This window comes from Streptomyces xantholiticus (genome assembly GCF_014651015.1).
GTDB lineage: Bacteria > Actinomycetota > Actinomycetes > Streptomycetales > Streptomycetaceae > Streptomyces > Streptomyces xantholiticus.
Map to the genome: position 1 here is coordinate 19,811 of NZ_BMWB01000036.1, position 20,323 is coordinate 40,133.

General features: G+C 70.8%; 13 protein-coding genes. 9 read left to right on the plus strand and 4 right to left on the minus strand.

Annotation, left to right across the window (positions count from 1 at the left end; translation table 11 throughout):
- Positions 1–211: 211 nt before the first annotated feature.
- Complete coding sequence (gene putP / locus IE198_RS32240) at positions 212–3,775, plus strand: sodium/proline symporter PutP (protein ID WP_189893098.1); 3,564 nt, start codon at positions 212–214, stop codon at positions 3,773–3,775.
- A gap of 619 nt (positions 3,776–4,394) precedes the next feature.
- Here the strand turns inward: putP and IE198_RS32245 are convergent.
- Positions 4,395–5,060 carry a DUF4389 domain-containing protein gene (locus IE198_RS32245; protein WP_189893100.1) on the minus strand — a complete coding sequence of 222 codons (666 nt, stop codon included), beginning with the start codon at positions 5,058–5,060 and terminating at the stop codon, positions 4,395–4,397.
- A gap of 382 nt (positions 5,061–5,442) precedes the next feature.
- On the opposite strand from IE198_RS32245, the gene IE198_RS32250 reads away from it, so the two are divergent.
- The 7 genes from IE198_RS32250 (at position 5,443) to IE198_RS32280 (ending at position 15,213) form a co-directional block, all read left to right on the plus strand.
- A complete protein-coding gene (locus IE198_RS32250; RefSeq protein ID WP_189893102.1) occupies positions 5,443–7,143 on the plus strand; it encodes a penicillin-binding transpeptidase domain-containing protein in 1,701 nt (566 codons plus the stop codon).
- 626 nt (positions 7,144–7,769) lie between these two features.
- Complete coding sequence (locus IE198_RS32255; protein ID WP_229834681.1) at positions 7,770–10,025, plus strand: sensor histidine kinase; 2,256 nt, start codon at positions 7,770–7,772, stop codon at positions 10,023–10,025.
- Positions 10,022–10,426, plus strand: coding sequence for a roadblock/LC7 domain-containing protein (locus IE198_RS32260; protein ID WP_100105847.1), 405 nt, complete (start codon positions 10,022–10,024; stop codon positions 10,424–10,426). Before IE198_RS32255 ends, IE198_RS32260 begins: the two co-directional genes overlap by 4 nt.
- Positions 10,426–10,791, plus strand: a complete 366-nt coding sequence (locus IE198_RS32265; protein WP_189893106.1) for a DUF742 domain-containing protein — start codon at positions 10,426–10,428, stop codon at positions 10,789–10,791. The genes IE198_RS32260 and IE198_RS32265 overlap by 1 nt, the downstream gene beginning before the upstream one ends.
- Positions 10,778–11,368: a GTP-binding protein gene (locus tag IE198_RS32270; protein ID WP_229834682.1), complete on the plus strand. Its 591-nt coding sequence runs from the start codon at positions 10,778–10,780 to the stop codon at positions 11,366–11,368. Before IE198_RS32265 ends, IE198_RS32270 begins: the two co-directional genes overlap by 14 nt.
- Positions 11,369–11,793: 425 nt before the next feature.
- Positions 11,794–13,929, plus strand: coding sequence for a SpoIIE family protein phosphatase (locus IE198_RS32275; protein ID WP_189893108.1), 2,136 nt, complete (start codon positions 11,794–11,796; stop codon positions 13,927–13,929).
- 312 nt (positions 13,930–14,241) lie between these two features.
- The gene (locus IE198_RS32280) at positions 14,242–15,213 is read left to right on the plus strand and encodes a DUF8832 domain-containing protein (protein ID WP_189893110.1); all 972 of its coding nucleotides are present in this window, start codon (positions 14,242–14,244) and stop codon (positions 15,211–15,213) included.
- A gap of 381 nt (positions 15,214–15,594) precedes the next feature.
- Here the strand turns inward: IE198_RS32280 and IE198_RS32285 are convergent, their stop codons facing one another.
- Entirely contained in the window at positions 15,595–16,173 is a 579-nt protein-coding gene (locus tag IE198_RS32285; protein ID WP_189893112.1) for a Dps family protein, read from the minus strand.
- Between the two features lie 186 nt (positions 16,174–16,359).
- The gene (locus IE198_RS32290; protein ID WP_189893114.1) at positions 16,360–16,839 is read right to left on the minus strand and encodes an MSMEG_6728 family protein; all 480 of its coding nucleotides are present in this window, start codon (positions 16,837–16,839) and stop codon (positions 16,360–16,362) included.
- Positions 16,840–16,944: 105 nt separating this feature from the next.
- Here IE198_RS32290 and IE198_RS32295 point away from each other — a divergent pair, with 105 nt between their 5' ends.
- Positions 16,945–17,988, plus strand: coding sequence for an NAD(P)/FAD-dependent oxidoreductase (locus IE198_RS32295; RefSeq protein WP_189893116.1), 1,044 nt, complete (start codon positions 16,945–16,947; stop codon positions 17,986–17,988).
- Between the two features lie 111 nt (positions 17,989–18,099).
- Here the strand turns inward: IE198_RS32295 and IE198_RS32300 are convergent, their stop codons facing one another.
- Positions 18,100–20,184 carry an FUSC family protein gene (locus IE198_RS32300; RefSeq protein WP_189893118.1) on the minus strand — a complete coding sequence of 695 codons (2,085 nt, stop codon included), beginning with the start codon at positions 20,182–20,184 and terminating at the stop codon, positions 18,100–18,102.
- Positions 20,185–20,323 lie beyond the last annotated feature (139 nt).

The window sequence follows — 20,323 nt, forward strand, 5'->3', positions numbered from 1 at the left end:
TTCGTGCGGAGAAATGCCGATAGGAGGCACGGTCCCTTTCGGGCGAACGGCACCCACCGATTCCCATCACGCCGAGAAGTCCGGTCGGGCACCGCCGTGCGCTCAAATGCTCATTGATGGCCGAAATCTGTACATTTGTCGCCAGGGCGTGAAGTTGTCGGGCGGGCCGGCATCCGCACCCCGGATCGCGAACCGCGCGGGCGAGGACAATATGTTCAACTTGAGTGCGCCGATCGTCACCACGTTCGTCGTGTACGCGCTCGCCATGATCGGAACAGGTGTCTGGGCCTACACCCGTACTCGCAGTTTCGCCGACTTCGCCCTGGGCGGGCGCCGGCTCAGTCCGTTGGTCGCCGCCCTGTCCGCAGGGGCGAGCGACATGTCCGGCTGGCTGTTCCTGGCGCTTCCCGGGGCCGTCTACGCGGCAGGCATCGGTTACGCCTGGATCGCGGTCGGCCTGGCGATCGGCACCTATCTGAACTGGCTGTTCGTCGCGCCGAGGCTGCGCACCTATACCGAGCGCGCCGAGAACGCCGTAAGCCTCTCCGCCTACCTGGAGGAGCGGTTCGAGGACCGTACCCGGATGCTCAGGATGGTCTCGGCAGCGGTCACCCTGGTGTTCTTCACCGTCTACGTGGGCAGTGGTCTGGTGGCGGGCGGGCTGCTGTTCGAAACCGTCTTCGGCATCCGCTACGGGCTCGGGGTCACTCTGACCGCATTGGTGATCGTCATCTACTCGTGCCTGGGCGGCTTCCTGGCGGTGAGCCTGACGCACGTGCTGCAGGGCCTGCTCATGTTCTCCGCCCTGATCGTGGTGCCCGTGGCCGCCATCACGGCTCTCGGGGGCTTCGGCTCTCTGGGCGACGCCCTCAACAGCAGGGAGCCGGGCCTGCACGACCTGGACGCCCAGGTCGACTATCAGGCCGGCCAGTGGTCGGCCGACGGGTCGCTCAGTGCCGTTGCGATCATCTCGTTGCTCGCCTGGGGCCTCGGATACTTCGGCCAACCGCACATCCTGGCCCGTTTCATGGGCATCCGGAGCACCCGCGACGTCCCCGCGGCCCGTCGTATCGGAACGGCGTGGGTCGTCGTCGTGCTCGTCGGCGCCACGCTCGTGGGCCTCGCGGGAATCGGGGAGGTCGACCCCCCGCTGTCCGCCCCCGAGACGGTGTACATCTCCCTGTGCCAGACGCTGCTCAACCCCTGGGTCGCGGGGGTGATGCTGATCGCCGTGCTGGCCGCCATCATCTCGACCGCGGACAGCCAGTTGCTGGTGTCGTCGGTCGCTCTGACGGAGGATTTCTACCACGCGTTCCTCAACCGGCGCGCCTCGGACAAGTCGCTGGTGCGGATCGGGCGCGGTGCCGTCGTCGTGGTGATCGTGGTGGCCTTCGTGATCGCGCTCAAGGGCGACGGGGTACTGGGCATCGTCGCGCACGCCTGGGCGGGCTTCGGCGCCGCCTTCGGGCCGGTCGTGCTGCTGTCGCTGTACTGGCCGCGGATGACCTGGGCGGGGGCCATGGCGGGCATCGTGTCGGGTGCGCTCACGGTGCTGCTGTGGGAGGACATCAACCCGCTGCTCGGGCCGTTCGAGTCGGGCATCTACGAGATGGTTCCCGGTGTCCTGGTGGCCACGGCCGGCGCCCTCCTCTTCGGTCGGTACGTCGGCCGGCCGCCGAAGCGGGCCTTCTGGCGGATGCCGGGAGGAGGGGTGAGTCAGCTGGTGCTCACCCCGTTCCTCACCCACGCACCGGTCGGCATGGCGGTCCTGGACACGGATCTGCGCTACGTCTGGGTGAACGAACCCCTGGACCGCCTGATCCCCCTCGAACAGCGGCTGGGGAAGCAGGTGGGCGACGTGCTGCCAGGAGCGGAGGCCGAACTCCTGGAGAAACAGATGCGCACGGTCCTGCGGACCGGGGATCCGGTGATGGACTCCGAGTTCCGCGTCGAGAGCGATCCCGACCGTGGCCGCGCGGACTCGGTCTCCTTCTTCGGAATGAAAGACCGCCACGGCCGTACCGTGGGCATCCTCTACATGGTCATCGACGTCACCGAACGCTGGCGTGCCCAGAAACGCCTCGCCCTGCTGAACGACGCCGGTGCCCGGATCGGCAGCACACTGGACATCACCCGGACCGCACAGGAACTGGCCGAGGAGGCCGTGCCGTCCATCGCCGAATTCGTCGCCGTCGACCTGCTGGACTCCGTCATGAGAGGCGAGGAACCGGCCCCTGGACCCGTCGGCATGGCACCCGTGATCCGTCGCGCGGGACAGGCGTCGGTGCGCGAGGGCTGCCCGGAGGGCAGCCTCGCCGTGGGGGAGGCGGTCCGGCGGGCCCCCTCCTCACCCGTGACCCGTTCCCTGCTGGAGAGCAGGACCTTGCTGGAACGGACGCTGGACCGCGCCGCCAGCCCATGGGTGACCGAGGACCCGTCGCTCGGCACATCCATCCTGAAGTACGACTTCCGCTCGCTGATGGTGGTTCCGGTACGGGCGCGCGGCGTCACCCTGGGCGTGGCCACCTTCGCCCGGTCCCGGCGCCGTCCCTTCGAGGACGACGACGTGCGTCTCGCCGAGGAGATCGTCTCGCGCGCGGCGGTGTGCGTCGACAACGCACGCCGGTTCACGCGGGAGCGCACCGCGGCCCGTTCCATGCAGCGTTCCCTGCTGCCGCAGGCACTGACGGGGGGATCCGCTCTGGAGGTGGCCTCGTGGTACCACCCGGCCGACGCCCCGAGCGGCGTGGGCGGCGACTGGTTCGACGTGATCCCGCTGTCCGGCGCCCGGGTCGCCCTGGTCGTCGGCGACGTGGTCGGACACGGTATGAACGCGGCGGCCACCATGGGACGCCTGCGCACGGCGGTACGCACGCTCGCCAACCTGGACTATGCCCCGGACGAACTGCTCGCCCACCTCGACGACCTGGTCATCGGTCTCATGGGGCCGTACGACGACAAGGAGCCGGCGGCGCACGAGGACGAGGCCGTGGGCGCGGCGTTCCTGGGGGCCACGTGCCTGTACGCCGTGTACGACCCGGTCAGCATGCGGTGCACCCTGGCTCGGGCGGGGCACCTCCCGCCTTTGCTCATCCGCCCCGGCGGCGGCGTCGAGATCCTGGACCTGCCCGCGGGTCCGCCGCTCGGCCTCGGCTACCTTCCCTTCGAGTCCGTCGAACTGGAGCTGGCCGAGGGCAGTCTCATGGCGTTCTACACCGACGGCCTCGTCGAGACCTTCGACCGCGACATCGACGTGGGGATTTCCCAGCTGGGCGCTGCCCTCGCCGTGCCGAGAGCGACGCTGGAGGAGATCGGGCGGGGAGGGGTCGACGCGCTGCTGACCGGCCCCCCGCCGGACGACGCCGCCCTGCTCCTCGCCCGGACCCGGTCCCTCGCGCCGCACCAGGTCGCTTCCTGGCCCCTGCCCAGCGACCCGGCCGCCGTCGCGCACGCCCGAAGCCTCGCCGTCGGCCAACTGGCGGAGTGGAATCTCGACAATCTGGCGTTCACCACGGAGCTCATCGTCAGCGAACTGGTCACCAACGCCATCCGCCACGCGGCCGGACCGGTCCACCTGCGCCTGATCCGCGATCGCGAGCTCATCTGCGAGGTGTCCGACGGCAGCAGCACCGCACCACGTCCTCGCCATGCCCGCACCACGGACGAGGGCGGGCGGGGCCTGCTGATCGTGGCCCAGCTCGCCCACCGGTGGGGCACCCGCTACACATCGGCCGGAAAGATCATTTGGACGGAGCAGGCCCTTGCCACCGAGTAGCCGACGTGGCCCCGCGGCACGCTGAGAACTCCAAGGCGGCAGCGCCGTGTTCGGGACTCGGCCCCCCTCGCCGTGCGTCCCGCAGCCAGGCATTCCGGGAGGCGGCGTCCCCCGTCACGGCGGAGACCGATGCGGCCGACGCTGCGTACCCCACCGGGGACACACCGCTCACCCGACCGGGGACGCACCGCTCAGCCGCCAGGGACCTTCGGCTCCTGCCGGGGCCGCCCCCGAGGTAAAGCGTTGATGCACCGGCGCTCCTCGGGCGCTCGCGTCACCCGGAGCTCGAGTGCACCGCCAAGCTGTCGAAGGACCCGCCCACAACGTCCTGGTGGACGGCTCCAGGCCGGGCTCTGGTGGCGGGTGCGCTGAGGCGCCACTGGCGTCCGGCGGTCGGCGTGGCTGCCGCCCGTCCCGGCACTCGCGGACCAGGAGGCATCGGCGCCGCGGTGGCATGCCTGTTCGGGGCCGAGGGATGTGCGGTGCAGGGACGCCGGCCGACAGGGCGGCGGGTGCGGAGACGCGACTGCCGACGGCTGCGGCGTCACCGATGTCGCCCCACCGCCCGAGCACGACCGGCGTACGCCCGGCCGCACGCTCGCCAGGGGATCGGGGGTGGTCAGCTCGGCCGCGTCGTCGCAGGGACCGCCTCCAGTCCTCCCATGTCGAGCCGGAACGGCGGGTACTGGTCGGTCATCAATGCGGCATAGGCGGTGACCCGGGCGACCCAGCGGGCCAGACCGATCAGGAGGTCGAAGAGATGGCCGGGATACTTGGCTCTGACCGCCAGAATGATCACCGCGACGAGCGACAGAAAGGGAATCAGCCCGCTGTAACGCCAGCTGTCGTCATTGCCCCAGCCGCCGACGAAAATCCCGACGACGATGTACTGCGGAATCGCCAGCAGCCACCACTTCACCAGGACGAGACCACGCGAGAGATGCTCGGGATGGGCGATGTCGAAGTGCGCCGGATAGTCCTTCACGTCGGCGAGGGTGAACGGCGGGTACCGGTCTGTGCCAAGTGCCGTGTGGGCGTAATAACTGACACGCCAGTTCCAGCGCATCACACCGACATTGAAGTCGAAGAGGGCCCGAGGATACCGGCCGGTGAAAAGAATGGCGAAGAACGCGATGACGGTCACCAGCATGAAGGCGATCCACAGGAAGAACAGCACGACGTAGTGCGGAATGGCGAGAAGCCATTTCACCAGCCACATCCATCGGGACAGCCGAGGATCGACAGAAGCCTCGATACGCACGGCTGAGGCGGCGGCAGGAATCATGGGAGGCACAACTCCTTTTGAGTGTCCCGGTCGGCAGGTGCCCCTGCCGATGTGATCGCCGACGAACTCAGACTCGCATGCGTGGTGGAAGGTCGCGACCCGTCACTTCTGCTCGGGTTTGCCACAGCCGTCCCAACGCGCCTGAGGGGCAGCAGGACGAGCACGTCGACAGCCGGACCGAGTCCAACAGCCGGTCCGCGGGATACCGGGGCGATGTCGCGGCGGCCACAGGACCCAGGAGGGCGGCCACGGCGGCGATGCGGCGGGCCAGCTGCGGCGGCGCTCTCCCTGCGGGGGCTGAGGAAAGGCCGCACACCTGCCGCCCCTAGTGTGGGGGACCTCTTGGTGAGGATCTGGGGGATCGACGAACGTCGGAGGACTAGTGGGCAAGAGAGGGCGCGCCAGGCGCAGGAGGGCGCATCCTGCGCTGATCGGCGGCGTGGTCGCGGTGGTCGTGGGGGGCGCGGGGTGCGCCGTATACAGCATGTACGGCGCCGCGGGGGACGAGGATTCGACGGCCGGAGGCACTGCGAAGACGTTGAAAGCAGGCCCGGTGACGGCCGCCGAGGTCCGGGCCACGGCCGATGGGTTCCTCACCGCGTGGCAGAAAGGCAACGCCGCGAAGGCCGCCGCGTACACCGACGACACGGCGGCGGCGCAGACCGCGCTGACCGGGTTCCGCAAGAACGCGCACATCGACGATGTGACGCTGACCCGTGGCGAGGCGTCCGGCGCCACGATGACGTTCAAGGTCTCCGGCACGGTCTCGTACAAGGGCAGGAGCAAGCCCCTGGCCTACGACTCCCGCCTCACGGTCGTCCGCCGGGCGACGGACGGCAAGCCACTCGTCGGGTGGCAGCCGTCCGTCGTGCACCCGGACCTGAAGCAGGGCGACACCTTGGTCACCGGTGAGGCAGGGGACCCGCCCGTCAAGGCGGTGGACCGTGACGGGGCGGAGCTCACCGAGGCGGACTACCCCTCGCTCGGCACCGTCCTGGACGGGCTGCGGGAGAAGTACGGCAAGAAGGCCGGGGGCACGGCGGGGATCGAACTGCGGGTGGTCCGCGGGGGCAGCGCGGAGGTCCCGCGGAAGGACGACGGCTCGGGAAAGAGCGAGGAGCGTGACGACGAGACCCCCGACAAGACATTGCTGACACTGTCCGCCGGCACGCCGGGGACAGTGAGGACCACGCTCAGCGCGACTGTGCAGGCTGCCGCCGAGCGGGAAGTGGGTGAGCGCAAGCGGGCGTCCATAGTCGTCATGAAGCCGTCGACCGGGGAGATCCTCGCCGCCGCCAATTCGAGCCATGGCTTCAACACGGCTCTCCAGGGGTCCCTGGCGCCCGGCTCCACGATGAAGATCGTGACGTCGTCGATGCTGCTGGAGAAGGGCCTCGCGTCGATCGACAAGCCGCATCCGTGCCCCAAGTACGCGTCGCACGGCGGCTGGAAGTTCCAGAACGTCGAGAAGTTCGAGATCAAGAACGGCACGTTCCGATCGAGCTTCGCCGCCTCCTGCAACACCGCCTTCATCACGCAGGCCGAAAAGCTCGACGACGACGATCTGACCAAGCAGGCCCAGCAGGTCTTCGGGCTCGGGCTCAACAACTGGTCGATCGGGGTTTCCAGCTTCGACGGGGCCGTGCCGGTGCAGAGCAATGCGCAGATGGCGGCGTCGCTCCTCGGGCAGGGCGGGGTACGGATGAACCCGCTGAACGTCGCATCCATCATCTCCACGGCCAAGACGGGCGTCTTCCGGCAGCCGTACCTGGTCCCGCCCGAGGTCGACGGCCGCACGTTCGCGACGGCCGCGCGCAAGCTGGATGCGACCGCGCAGACGCAGCTGCACGCACTCCTCAACTACACCGCGACATCGGGCTCCGCGGCGGAGGCCATGGCGGGCGTCGGCTCGGACATAGGGGGCAAGACGGGCTCCGCGGAGGTCGACGGCCAGGCCGAACCCAACGGCTGGTTCACCGCATGGCGCGGCGACCTCGCCGCGGCGGCGGTGGTGCAACAGGGCGGCCGGGGCGGCAAGTCGGCGGGGCCGCTGGTGGCGGCGGTGCTGAAGGCGGGCAGCTGACGGCCGCCCCCAGCGGGGAAGGAATCCCACGGGCATGCCGGTGCGCACCTTCGGTCGTGTCTCGTCGTCGCGGTCGGCGGAGGACGCCGACTCCCACCGTTGCTCGCCGGTTGTTCGGTGAAGACGGCGCTCCAGGAGGGCGCTCCTCCCGTGGTGCCGGAGAGTGAGGCGACGAACTGCTCACCCGTACATGGCGAAATTTCGGCAACCCGCTGAGGGCCATATCGCCAGTGCCGGGCCGTCCGCACCGTCGTGCGAAGCTCGGCCTCCCCCGCCGGAGTGGTCGCGGCAGCGGAAGGCGACCGATGACAACCGTGCGCGGCGCCGGATGCCTCGGTAGGCGTACCGGTTGGTCCGACGCGGCCTCCGGTTCGCAACACTTTCCGCTGCCAATACCACGTGATTGATCACTGCGGCAAGCCCTCTCTTTCTCGGCGTGGCTGGTTATGATCGGCACCCCTGTGTCCCACCGAAACCGGAACCAGTCGTTCCCTCAGTCCCCTCCCCAGGACTGCGCCTGACCGGTTGTTGGTCAGCCGCCCGCTTTCCCCCGCTCCCGAGGATTGATGTCTCCCATAGAACCCGAAGGGTCACGAGGCCGGTCGAAGTCTCGTCGGCGGCGTACCGTGCGCCTGCGTACGCTGCTCATCTGGCTGGCGGTGGTGCCCACCATGGCGATGGGTGTCCAAGCCTCCATCACCGCGGACCGGTTGATGGACCGTGCGCATCACCTGCGCGCCGACGTGGCGGCCGGTGAGCGGATCGGCGTACCCCTGTATGAGCTCATGGTCGAGATGCAGGCCGAGCGGACGCTGACTGCCGCGAGGTGGGCGGGCGCCTCCGTTTCCGGGGAGGACCTGCGGAAACGGCGCGCCGCCACGGACCGGGCGGCCGCCGAGTTCCGCCGGTCGTCGTCCACCGGCGGGGCACGGTCCGAGCAGGCGGACCGTCGCCTCCTGGAGGTGACGGAAGGCCTGGACGACCTGGATGCCTACCGCGAACGCGCGGACGCCCGCAGCGGCAGCGCCGACAGTACGCTCGCCTACTACACCGGCGTCATCAGCCAGATGGTGCGCTTCTACCAGGACGAGTTCAGCCACACGGAAGACGGCGGGCTCACCCAGGAAGGCCGCGTGGTCGTCGCCCTGTTCTCGGCCGCCGAGATGTTGGCGCAGCAGGACACGATCCTCGCGCAGGCCGGGCCGGCCAGGGAGCTGAGCACCTCGAGGTTCGCCGACATCGTGAACGCCGTCGGCGCCCACAGGTACCTGTACGACATGTGGATCGTGCCGTATCTGCCTGCCGAGGAGAACGAGCTCTACGCTCAGATGGCCCACTCGGACGCCTGGCAGACCAAGACGCGCATCGAGAACGAGGTCGTGTCCGAGCACACGGACACCCGATTCGGCGTGAAACTGCCCCAGGCGGTCAGCGATTGGCCGGCCGCGCACGAGAAGTGGGCGCCGCAGTTGGAGAAGCTGAACGCCAGCCGGGCACGGGGGCTGCTCGCCCAGGCCGACACCGAGGCGGCGGAGCTCGAGACGGAGGTCGCCTGGCTGATCACGGGAAGCGGCGGCGCGCTGCTCCTCGTCACAGCCGTCGTCGTGTTCACCACGCGCTCGGTGCTGCGCCGCCTGCGCCGACTGCACGAACGCACGGTGACCATCGCCGAGGACACGCTGCCGGACGTCGTCGACCGCCTGCAGCGAGGGCAAGTCGTCACAGCCGACACGCTGCCCACGGTCCGCGGAGAACAGGACGAAGTCGGACGTATCAGCGACGCGTTCGCCCGGGTCGTCGCCGTATCCGTCGACGGGCACAGGACACTCGCGAACGAGCGACAGGGCTTCGGCATGTTCGCCGCGGGCATCGCCTCACGCACCGGGAATCTGGTCAGCCGCCAGTTGAGCCTCACCGAAGACCTCCAGGACACCTTCGGGCACGACGAAGCGCTCCTCGCCCAGTTGATGCGGTCCGACCAGTTGACGGTGGGCATGCGGCGGCAGATCGAGAACCTGCTCATCCTGGCCGGCGGTGAGATCCCCGACCCGCACACCGAACCCATGCGCGTCGCCGACCTGCTGCGCGAGGCCGCCGCCGAGGTCGAGGACTTCCGGCGGATCGAGCGACAGGCCCTGGACGAGATCAGCGTGGAACCGCAGGCGATCAGCCAGATCAGCCACCTCCTGGCAGAGCTGCTCGACAACGCCACCCGATTCTCCCCACCGAAGTCGAAGGTCGTCATCCGGGCGGACCTGGTGGCCGACGGTCTGTCGGTCGAGATCGAGGACCGCGGTCCGCGAGTGACACCCGCGGCCTACGAGGAGATGAACGGGCGGCTCCACTCGGCCCCGCCGTACGCCGTCCTGGCGGAGAACGCACACCGGCTGGGTCTCTTCGTCGTCGGCCACCTCGCCGAGCAACTCCGGGCCAGGGTCACGCTGCGCAGGTCGGTGTACGGCGGGACGTCGGCCGTAGTGATCATTCCCAAGGAACTGCTCGTGCCGACCGAGCGGGAACAGACGCGCACGTCGGTACGGTCCGCCCCCCCTCAGCCCGTCCCCCCACCGCGCCGCCTCGAAGAACGCAAGCCCGAACTGGTCCTGCATTCGCGGTCCGGTCTGCCGAGCCGTCGGACGCACGAGCGGTCGCGGGAGAGCACGCTCCCGGTTCGGCCCGTGCCGCCGGACGGCGACTCGCGGCCCGCCCTGCCCGAGCGTGTCCCGCAGACCCATATCGCCGAGCAGCTGCGTGAGCCACGCGCACCGGAACCTGCGGTCGGTCGGAGCGCGGCGACACCCGAAGAGGTGGCCGACGCCTGGGCGGACTACGAGCACGGAACCCAGACAGCAGAAGAAGAGCTCCGACAGGATCAGCCATGACGACGACATCGAACGACATGATCTACAGCATCCTGGACAACAACCTGAGCAGGATCGCCGGTGTCCAGGGAGCCGTGCTCCTCTCCAACGACGGGATCAAACTCAGCGCCTACCTGCTGGAACGGCCCCAGGCGGAGCGCATAGCCGCGGCATCCTCCGGGATCGCGGCCACGATGAAGGCCATCTCCAGGGAGGTCGACGGGGGCCGGGTGATCCGCCAGCTGGTCGAGATGGACGACCGGTATCTCTGCATCGTCGGGTGTGGAGAGGGCAGCACGCTCATCGTCGTGACCTCCCGCAAGGCGAGGCTCGGGGAACTGGGCGGCGAGGCGGTGCGCACCGCGCAGGCGCTCGGTGAGTGGCTGGGCACACCTGAGCGCACCCAGGCGCCCACGTCGTAATGCCGGACGACCCGCAGCACGGAGGCCGCCGCAGGACTCGGCTGTACGCATTGACCGATGGCCGTACAGCCGCTCCGCACACCGTCCTGACCATGGACACCACGATCACGGCGGCGGTCGCCGCGGACGCCGGCGGTGGCCTGCCCACCGAGTGGCAGGCCATCCTCTCCATGTGCCCGGCTCCGGACGGGCGGGCGGTCGCCGAGATCGCGGCCCGGATGCACATGCGCCTCACTCCGATGACGGTCCTTCTCGGCGAACTCGCGGACCGCGGCCTGATCCACCACCGGCCGCCCCTGGCGGAGGCCGAGACCACCAATGTCCACCTGCTCATGAGAATCAGGGACAGCCTTGCCGGAATATGACTCCCCTGCCCGTGAAGCGGCCCCCGTCAAGATCCTGATCGCCGGGGGATTCGGCGTCGGCAAGACGACGCTGGTCGAGACGGTCTCCGAGATCGAGCCGCTGCGTACGGAGGAGCGGCTGACGGCCGCGGGTGTCGGCGTGGACGACCTCGACGGAATCGAGTCCAAGACGGTGACCACCGTCGCCATGGACTTCGGCCGTATCACCCTCGCCGACGCCGGGGTCGTCCTCTACCTGTTCGGTACTCCGGGCCAGGAGCGCTTCTGGTTCATGTGGGACGACCTGCTGAACGGGGCTCTCGGAGCGATCGTGCTGGTCGACACCCGGCGCCTGGACCGCAGCTTCCCGGCCGTCGACTTCTTCGAGAACCGCGGCCTTCCGTTCGTGGTCGGCGCGAACTGCTTCGACGGCGAGCAGCTGTACACCGCGGAGGAGATCGGGGCGGCGCTGCACCTGCGTGACCCGAGCACTCCCGTCCTCATGCTGGACGCCCGCTCCCGTCAGGACGGCCGTGACGTCCTGCTCTCGCTCCTCGACATGCTCATCGCCGAGGCAAGGACCGCTGCGTCCGTCTGAAGGAGCGTGCTCCTCGCGGGCGTCGACCGTGGCGCCTTCGTCGAGGGTGCGTACGGCGTCGGCGTCGCCGCGTGCGGCAGCCTCCAGGAGGGCGCGAGCGAGAGCGTTCATGGCGGTACTCCCAGAGCTGCCCACGATTGCTGCGCCGCGTACGGTCCTGGCCGGGCGGGCGTGCACCGGCGAGCACGTCCGCCGGGTGGTCCGTGGTGGGCCGCTTCTCGCGACCCTGCGTCGTCGTGGCGGACGGACCGGCGCGCCGGGCGGTGGACGCCCGGGTCACCCGATCGGTAGACCCCCGCCGCCGCATCAGGTGCGTGGCCGTGTGATCCGCGGCCGATCCGTCCCAGCGAGCGAGGATGTCAGTCGATGTTCCTAAGATTGGGATCGTTCATCCGGTCCCTGATCCGGGAAGGTGTGGCTCCCGCATGTTCGAACCCGCAGGGCTCGTGGACCTGCTGGCGCAGGTGCTGCGTTGCCGTGAGCCCCGCGCTCTTCTGGAGGCCCTGACGATCGACGAAGAGGGCGCCTGCGGTTTCCCGGCCGGCCGGACCTTCCTGTACATGCGGGGCGACGCGGGCCTGCACCGCTGTCCGGCGGAGTCGGACGACGACAGCGACCGCCTGCTCGACGCTGTCCACGATGCACTGCGCACCGGACGGCGCACGCTGCTGAACGCCGCCGGGCGGCAGACGCATGTACTGCCCCTGTCCTCCGAAGGCCCTCCGTGGGGCGCGCTGGCCGTCGCCCTCGACGGCGGCAGCTCGGACGGCGCATGGCGGGACCGCCCGGAGGCACTGGACGTGCTCGCGGAATGCTGCGCCCGTGCGCTGTCCGCACACGCCGGTGGCGGAGAGCGAGCGGACGGCGCAGCCCACGCGGACGGCACAGCACGTGCAGGCGGCACAGCACGCGCCGACGCCACACCGCTCGCCGAGGCTGCGCAAGCGGCGCACGCCGGTGTCTTCGCATGGGACTTCACAGCCGACAACGTGTACTGGGACGAGCGGACATGCTCCATCTACGGGGTCGATCCGGCGACGTTCGACGGCAAGGGGGAGACGTTCTTCGCCCTGCTGTATCCGGACGACGTGCCCGTCCTTCAGGCGGCGATCGCCCGGGTGACGGAAGAGGTGGTCACCGCCCGGGCGCACGGGGCAGCGGAAGAAGCCGGTCGCTACCACCTCGGCTACCGCGTCCGGCACGCCGACGGGAGTGTGCACTCGGTCGCCGAATTCGGCCGCGTGATCCTGGACGACCAGGGACGTCCCGCCCGTGCGCTCGGCCTGGTGATGGAGACCGGCGCCGAGCACGACCGGTCCCCGCGCGGCTCGGTGTCGGCGGACAGCTCCCGGGACTCGTTCCTCTTCACGCTCACGCGGGCGCTGTCCCAGGCGGTCACGGTGCAGGACGTCACCCGGGTCATGACCCAACTCGCACGGCCGGCCCTGGGCGCCGAGAACCTCATCCTCGGCATCGAGGAGGCCGGCCGGCTGACCATCGTCGGCGAGACAGCGATCGCCCCCGCGCTGTCGCACCTGCGCGGACCCGCCCACACCGTCATGGCCATGGCTGCCATGCAGGAGCAGGCCCTGTTCATCGAGGACCTCAGCAGGCACACGGGACCGGAACTCGCCGAACTCGCTGCCACAGGCAACGTACCGCCACGGTCGTGGGTGGTCCTGTCCCTGGGATCCACGGACCACATCACCGGTGCCTGCCTCATCGCCTTCGCCGGACCACGGAAGTTCGACTCCGGTGAGCGGACGTTCTACACGGCCGTGGCCGTCATCCTGACGCAGAGCCTGGAGCGCGCGCTGCTGTTCGACACGGAGCATCAGCGCGCCACCGACCTGCAAGAAGCGATGCTCCCGCGTCATCTGCCGACGCTGGACTCGCTCGAAGTGCACTCCCGCTACCTGCCCGGGACGCAGGGCATGCACATCGGAGGCGACTGGTACGACCTTCTTCCCCTCAGGGACGGGACCGCGGCCCTCGTCATCGGCGACGTCCAGGGTCACGACGCCCACGCGTCCGCCGTCATGGGGCAGTTGCGTGTGGCGCTGCGGGCCTGCGCGGAGGCGGGCCTGCCACCCGGAGCCCTCCTGGGCCAGGTCAACCGGGTTCTCTGCGATCTCGACACCGACCGCTTCGCCACCTGCACCTACCTCGTCCTCGACCCGAAGGCCGGTACCCTGCTGGGCGCCAGGGCGGGACACCTCCATCCTCTGCGTATTCAGCGAGGGGTGGTGAGCGAAGTAGTCCTGACGGGCGGCCCGCCCCTCGGGGTCGATACCGCCGCCGTGTTCCCGACGACAAGGACGGCCATGGCCGGCGACGAAGCGCTCGTGCTGTTCACCGACGGGCTGGTGGAGCGCCGGGACGCCGACATCGACGTGTGCGTGCGCAACATGATCGACGACATCCACCGCTGGGGGAACCTGAGCGAGCAGGAAGTGGATCTCGGCGAGCTGGTGGAGTTCCTGGCCGGACGCGACGCCCCGGAGCGTATCGACGACGTCGCCCTGCTCGCCGTCCAGCGCGTCGTCGCCGCGCAGGCCTGAGCATCGGGCGCCGACTCCCCTCTGTGTGCGCTCACGCTGCGACCCGCCCGCTCGCCCGTCGAGGGCAGCCGCGCTGGGCATGCGGGCGTCCGTCGGCGCCTTCGTCGGCCTGACCGCGGGACTGGCGCTCGGTGTGACGCTGCGACGCCGACGCCGGCCGAGGGACCGCGGTGCGGCTGATGAGATCACGGCCCCGGAGTCGGCCCGTCGGCGGGCCCCGGACATGCGTCGCCACCGGTTGACTTCATACCCCCTGGGGGTATCCTGGTACGTGTGGTCGCATCCGGAGCGGCCTTGACGAAGGAGCAGGTCATGAACACCGGTCTCAAGATCACGGCTTTTGCGGCGGCGCTCGCGGCGACGTTCGGGACGGCTTACGGAGTGGGCAGCGCCGTGGACCCGGTCGTCGCCGAGACGGAGCCGGCGGAGCACGCCGGACACGCCACGAAGGAGAAGGACGGTGTCGGTGCGCACGAAGGCCACGACCAGTCGGGAGGCGGTGAGACATCACTGCCGGGCGGGCTCCAGATCGCCGACCAGGGCTTCGCCCTCGATCTGAAGACCCCGCGCGTCGAGGCGGGCAAGGCGAGCGAGCTGCGCTTCGCGATCGTGGACCAGGACGCCGGCCGCAATGTGACCGACTTCCGCCGTGAGCACGGCAAGGAGCTTCATCTGATCGTGGCCTCCCGCGACCTGACGACGTATCGCCATCTGCATCCGGTGCGCGCCGAGGACGGCACCTGGTCCACCCGCGTCGAACTGCCGAAGGCCGGCGGGTACCGGGTCTTCGCCGACTTCGCGCCCGCGGCGAAGGACTCGGGTCTCACGCTGGGCGCGGACCTGGCCGTCGCCGGCGCCTCGAACCCGCAGCCCCTGCCGCGCTCGGAGCGGAAGGCGACCGTGGACGGCTACGAGGTGACGCTCAAGGGCGACCTTCGGCCCGGGACGGGCAGTGAACTGAAGCTCAGCGTCGCCAAGGACGGCCGGGCCGTCACCGACCTGCAGCCCTACCTGGGCGCCTACGGTCACCTCGTCGCGCTGCGATCCGGGGACCTCGCCTATCTGCACGTCCACCCGAACGGCGAACCCGGTGACGGAAGGACGAAGCCGGGACCGGAGATCTCCTTCACTGCGACGGCCCCCAGCAAGGGCTCATACCGCCTCTTCCTCGACTTCCAGCACGAAGGCAAGGTCCGCACCGCGGCGTTCACCGTGCAGACCGGCGTAGCTGCAGCACAGCAGCCCGAGCCGGAGGGGCACGAGTCGTCCGGACATCAGCACTGACACGCCGGGACGGTATGCGCTGTCGACGACGAAGGGGCGGCCCGCAACGGCCCGCCCCTCGCTCGGGTAAGGCGGGAAGGCCGGCGTGCACCGTGCGACTCGGCAAAGGGCTGAACGTCGGTCCGTCAGCGGCCGACGGGGCCCGGCGCGTGGTGCCGTCCGGCCCGTCGAAGGAACCGACGGGGCCATGATGCCGGATCTCCGCCCGGAGCCGGACCCGCCGGCGGAGCAGCGGAAGACCGACTGACCGGCGCGCCGGGACCTCCGTTCCGGACGCGCTGCGCAACTCGCCCGGTACGGGGGCTCATCGGCACCGACCTGCGCTCGAGCAGCACACGCCGGTGCCCGTGGTTGCCGCCCACATCTGGGGTTCCAGGCCGGTCAGGGCTGGTCACGGGCCTGGTCGGCGGCCTGGCTCGCGGCGGCGGTCTCGGTCGTGGCGCCGTGGGTGCTGAGCTTGCCGCCGCTGGACTCGAGATGGGCGCGGACGAACCACTGGAACAGCTCCAGACCGCGGAGTTGCTCGATGAGCATGTCCTGGGTGACCGGGTCGGAGGTCTCGGTGGCCTGCATGGCCTCGCGGTGGTCCTCGATGACGGACGTGTAGACGAGGTCCAGCGCACCCAGGTGCTCGATGGCTTCGGCACGGCCGATCGAGTAGTCGTTCCAGGTGCGTTCGTCGACCAGCGCACCGGGGGTGCCGTTGGGTTCGCCGCCGAGGGTGGAGATCCGCTCGGCGAGGTCGTCCGTCATGGCGCGGACCTGGTCGACCTGTGGGTCGATCATCTCGTGCACGGCGATGAAGTGCGGTCCGACGACATTCCAATGAACGTGCTTCAACGTGAGCGCGAGATCGTTGAGGGAGTGCAGCCGCATCTGCAGCAGCGAGATGATCTGCCCGCTTTCCTGCGTGCTCATCCCCGGCACGGTGTAGGAGATGTCCGGACGCTGTGACGACACGATGGCGCTCCTCGGTGTCCTGATGCTGAGGTGTCCAGGAAAACAGCCGGAGCGGTCACCGCCGTCGTGGCCGCGTGCGGCGCGAGCGATCTTTCACCGGTGCGGACGCAGGTGACGAGCCGCGCACGCCGGGACACCCGCGGCCGGCCGGCGACCCGGCCGATGGGCTCATGGCGCGCGGTCTCCTCATGTGCTGGGCTCGCGGTCCGACTTCGGCCAGACGTACGGCAGGTCGTCCGGGACCCCGGGGAACCGGTCACCGTAGAACTCGCGGTCCTTGCGCAGCAGTGACGACTGGTGGCTGCGGTGAAAAGCCGGGTCGCCCAACCACGGCGGAAGATCGCCGTCGGCAGCCAGCCGGTCCTGCGACCGCACGGTGTCGCCGGGCCGCTGCCGGGACCCGGCCAGGTCGTTCACCAGCGTGACGGCGCAGGTGTCCGCGCGTCCCTGGGCCGTCCATGCGCCGCAGACCTCCAGGCCGTACCGGACCAGCGCCTCCTCGTATCCCGCCCACATGCGGACCGCCGGGTGCCTTCGCCAGCCGTATCCGGGCACGATCAGCCCGCGGAGCACCTGCAGCGCCTCGACCCGCTGCTTGCCGAGCCGCCTCGGATCGAGCGCCGCTGCGGACTCCGCGAAGTCGGGACAGGGGAGAAAAGTCTGCACATGTTGTGTCTACCGGCTCGGGCGTCCTCCGTCGACCGGCACCTGACCGAGGCAGATCATTTGCCAGAACGGCAACAATGTTTGCGATTCCGGTGTCAGGTGCGCATGGTCGTCGTGGAGGTGGTCAAGGTGACCGATCAGCTGAGGGACGGCTATGACGTAGTGGTGCTCGGCGGTGGCGCAGCCGGGCTGAGCGGGGCGCTGGTGCTGGCGCGGGCGCGGCGCTCCGTGGTGGTGATCGATGCGGGCGCTCCGCGCAACGCCCCGGCGGCGGGTGTGCACGGGCTGCTCGCCCGGGAGGGGATGCGGCCGGCCGAGTTGCTGCGGCGCGGCCGGGCCGAGGTCCGCGGTTACGGCGGCCAAATCGTCTCCGCCGAGGTCGCTGCCGTGGCGCCTGACGACGCCGGTTTCGCCGTGGCGCTGGCCGACGGCAGGTCCGCACGGGCACGCCGGCTGCTGGTGGCCACCGGACTGGGAGACGAACTGCCCGACGTGCCGGGTCTGCGGGCACGGTGGGGGCGGGACGTCCTGCACTGCCCGTACTGCCACGGATGGGAGGTCCGTGACCAGGCGATCGGCGTGCTGGCCGGCGGGCCGCTCTCCGTCCACCAGGCGCTGCTGTTTCGCCAGTGGAGCGACGACGTCACATACTTCTCCCACACCATGCCCCCGCCGGCCGGCGAGGAGGCGGAAAAGCTGGCGGCCCGCGGCATCCGCGTGGTGGACGGCGAAGTGGTGTCGCTGGAGATCATCGAGGACCGTCTCACGGGCGTACGACTGAGCGACGGCACGCTGGTCGGCCGAGACGCGCTGGCGGTCTCGCCGAGGATGACGGCGCGCGCCGGTTTCCTCACCGGCCTCGGGCTGCTGCCGGTGGAACACCCCTCCGGGGCCGGTGAACACATTCCCGCCGACGCGGCCGCCCGCACCGAAGTTCCCGGGGTGTGGGCCGCGGGCAACGTCACCGACGTGTCCGCCCAGGTGGGTGCCGCGGCGGCGGCGGGGGCAACCGCGGCGGCGCAGATCAACGCCGACCTGATCGCGGAGGAGACCCGAGCGGCGGTGGCCGCCCACCGGCACCCGTTCTCGGCCGAGGTCGAGGCCCGCGTGTGCGAACTGACGACGGGCGCCCGCCGCCGCGGCCTGTGAGCGGCGGATCGGCAAGCACGTGAGGCACGCGCGGCGTGCGGCCTCGAGGCCGCACGCCGCGCGTGCCGTCCGTCGGGCGGCCCGCGGGCAGCCGGTTCCTCGGCCTGACCGTCAGGAGGAGGCGATGCGGCGCAGATCCTCCGCGAGGCCGTTCAGCCACTGCTCGAGGTCGACGAGGGTGGGGCGCGCCGGGGCGTCGACCGGAATCCGTACCGGGGGCGGGCCGTCCCACGGAGCCGTGGCCCCGCCGTTGCAGCGGTCGGCGGTCCGGTCGGTTGCGTCGGCCAGGCGGGCGGCCGTCGTGCGCGCCCAGTCGGCGGCGGCGGGCGGGATGCCGGTGGCCGAGCGGTCGAGACGGGGGAGCCATTGCGCGCCGATCAGGACGTGCTGCGCGGTGAGGAGAACCGCGTGCCAGTCGGTCGGCGCGCGGGAGTCGTCGTGCGGCTCGCTCCGGTACTGGGCGTACGCCGCCTCCGCCAGCCGCAGACTGTGGAGGGCGTGCCAGGTGGCTTCGGCGGGTACGGTGGCCGGCCGGTCGGACAGTACGGCGGAGACTGTGGCCGGGGTGAGGGGAGCCGTGGCCCGCAGCAGACCGGCCATGCTCCGGCGCACCTCCCGCCGGGCACCGGCCGGCCAGGCGACCAGCCCGCACAGCAGTCCGACGGCACTGCCGGCCAGTACGTCCACGATCCGGGCCTCGGCCAGCTGCCAGGAGGCGGGGGCGAGTTGGGAGAAGGCGGAGGCCACCACCAGGGTGAACAGGCCCTGGGCCCATGCCACGCCGAACAGCGGCCCCAGCGTGAACGCGGCCAGCATCGCAGGTGCAAGGACCGCCGCGTAGGCCTCCGGGTCACGGCCCACGGCGTACAGCAGCAGGCCCGCGGCCAGCGCACCGACGAGGGTGCCGGCCAGCGCCGACCGTACGGTGGTCCAGGTCTCGCCCGCGGTGGTGCGGCCCAGGGTCAGCACGGCGAGCAGCACCCAGAATCCGTGGGTCAGTTCCAGCGAGCCGGCGACCAGGCGGGCGGCACCGAGGCCGATCGCGGTGCGCACGGCGTTCTGGAACAGTACGGACCGCAGCGTGGTGTTGCCGGCCAGCCGTCGCGCCCACAGTGCCGCGGTGGAGGAGTGCGCGTACCAGAACAGTTCACGGGGCTCGATCGGCGCCGTGCGCCGGCCGTCGGTGCCGACCGCGACGGCGGTCCGCAGGATGTCCGCCGACGCCGCCAGGGCGAGCACCGCCGACTGGCAGCGCAGGACGGACGCTCGGGGAGCCGTTCCGGCCGCCGTGCGGCCCACGCGGGCCTCCTGGAAGTCCTGGATCGCCCGCGGCAGGGCGGCCGGTTCGCCGTCGGCGCGCCCGGAATGCAGGGACGCCGCTGTCGTGGCGCAGACCGAGGCGACCAGGCGCAGCAGCACCGCCGACGACGGGTCGGGACGCGGGTCCCGCTCCGGGGCTTCGGCCAGCCGCGCCAGCTGTTCCAGCAGCCGACGCGTAGTGGCACCGGCCTGGGAAAGGGCGCGGGCGGAGCGCCACGGCCCTGCGGGCCGTTCGGCGGGCGGCAGACGGGACAGGCGCAGCCCGTTGCTGGATGCGCGCAACCGGGCGGCCGCATCGGGCGGCGCAGCCCCGTCGGCCGCGTCCGCCGCGGCGCGGGCGGCCTCCTGCACGGCAAGGGCGAGTCGGGACCGGTAGGAGGGACTCCCGGTGACGGGCAGTACCAGCAGTTCGCACAGCGCCAACAGCACTGTGCCGGTCGCCAGCCCGACCAGCCGCTGCCACAGCGTCTCGGGGGCGTACGGCGGGAAGCACGCCAGGATGTAGAAGAGCTGCAGCCCGGGAGCGGCCCCGGCCGCCCGCGGTCCCGCAACCGCGGCAAAGACGAGGACGAAACCGACGACCACCATCCCGGCCACTGCCGCCGCGGTGCTCGCGGCCAGCGCGGTCCCGAGCGCCACCAGGCACAGACCCGCCGGGAGGGAGCCAACGACGACGGCGGCCCGCTGCCTCCCGGAGCCGGGGATCGGCGACAGGATGCCCAGCGCGACGGGCGCGAACAGGGCGTAGAGCGACATCTGGGGCTGGTGGAGCCCGTACACGAGGGGGTAGAAACCCGCGGACGCCGCGAGCGTGACGCGCACGGCGCGGCGCACGGCCTCCGCCCGCGCGGGTGCGGTACGCCGGTCTGCCGCCATGGCGGGCTCCTCTCCGCCGGTGTCCGCGCGGACGATGACACGGGGCGTGCCCGCGTTCTCATTGTGGGCTCGGGTGACCCGGTGCCGCCCGCCGCCGCACTGAGGCGGCGCCCTGACCGGCCGGCATCGACCTGCGGAG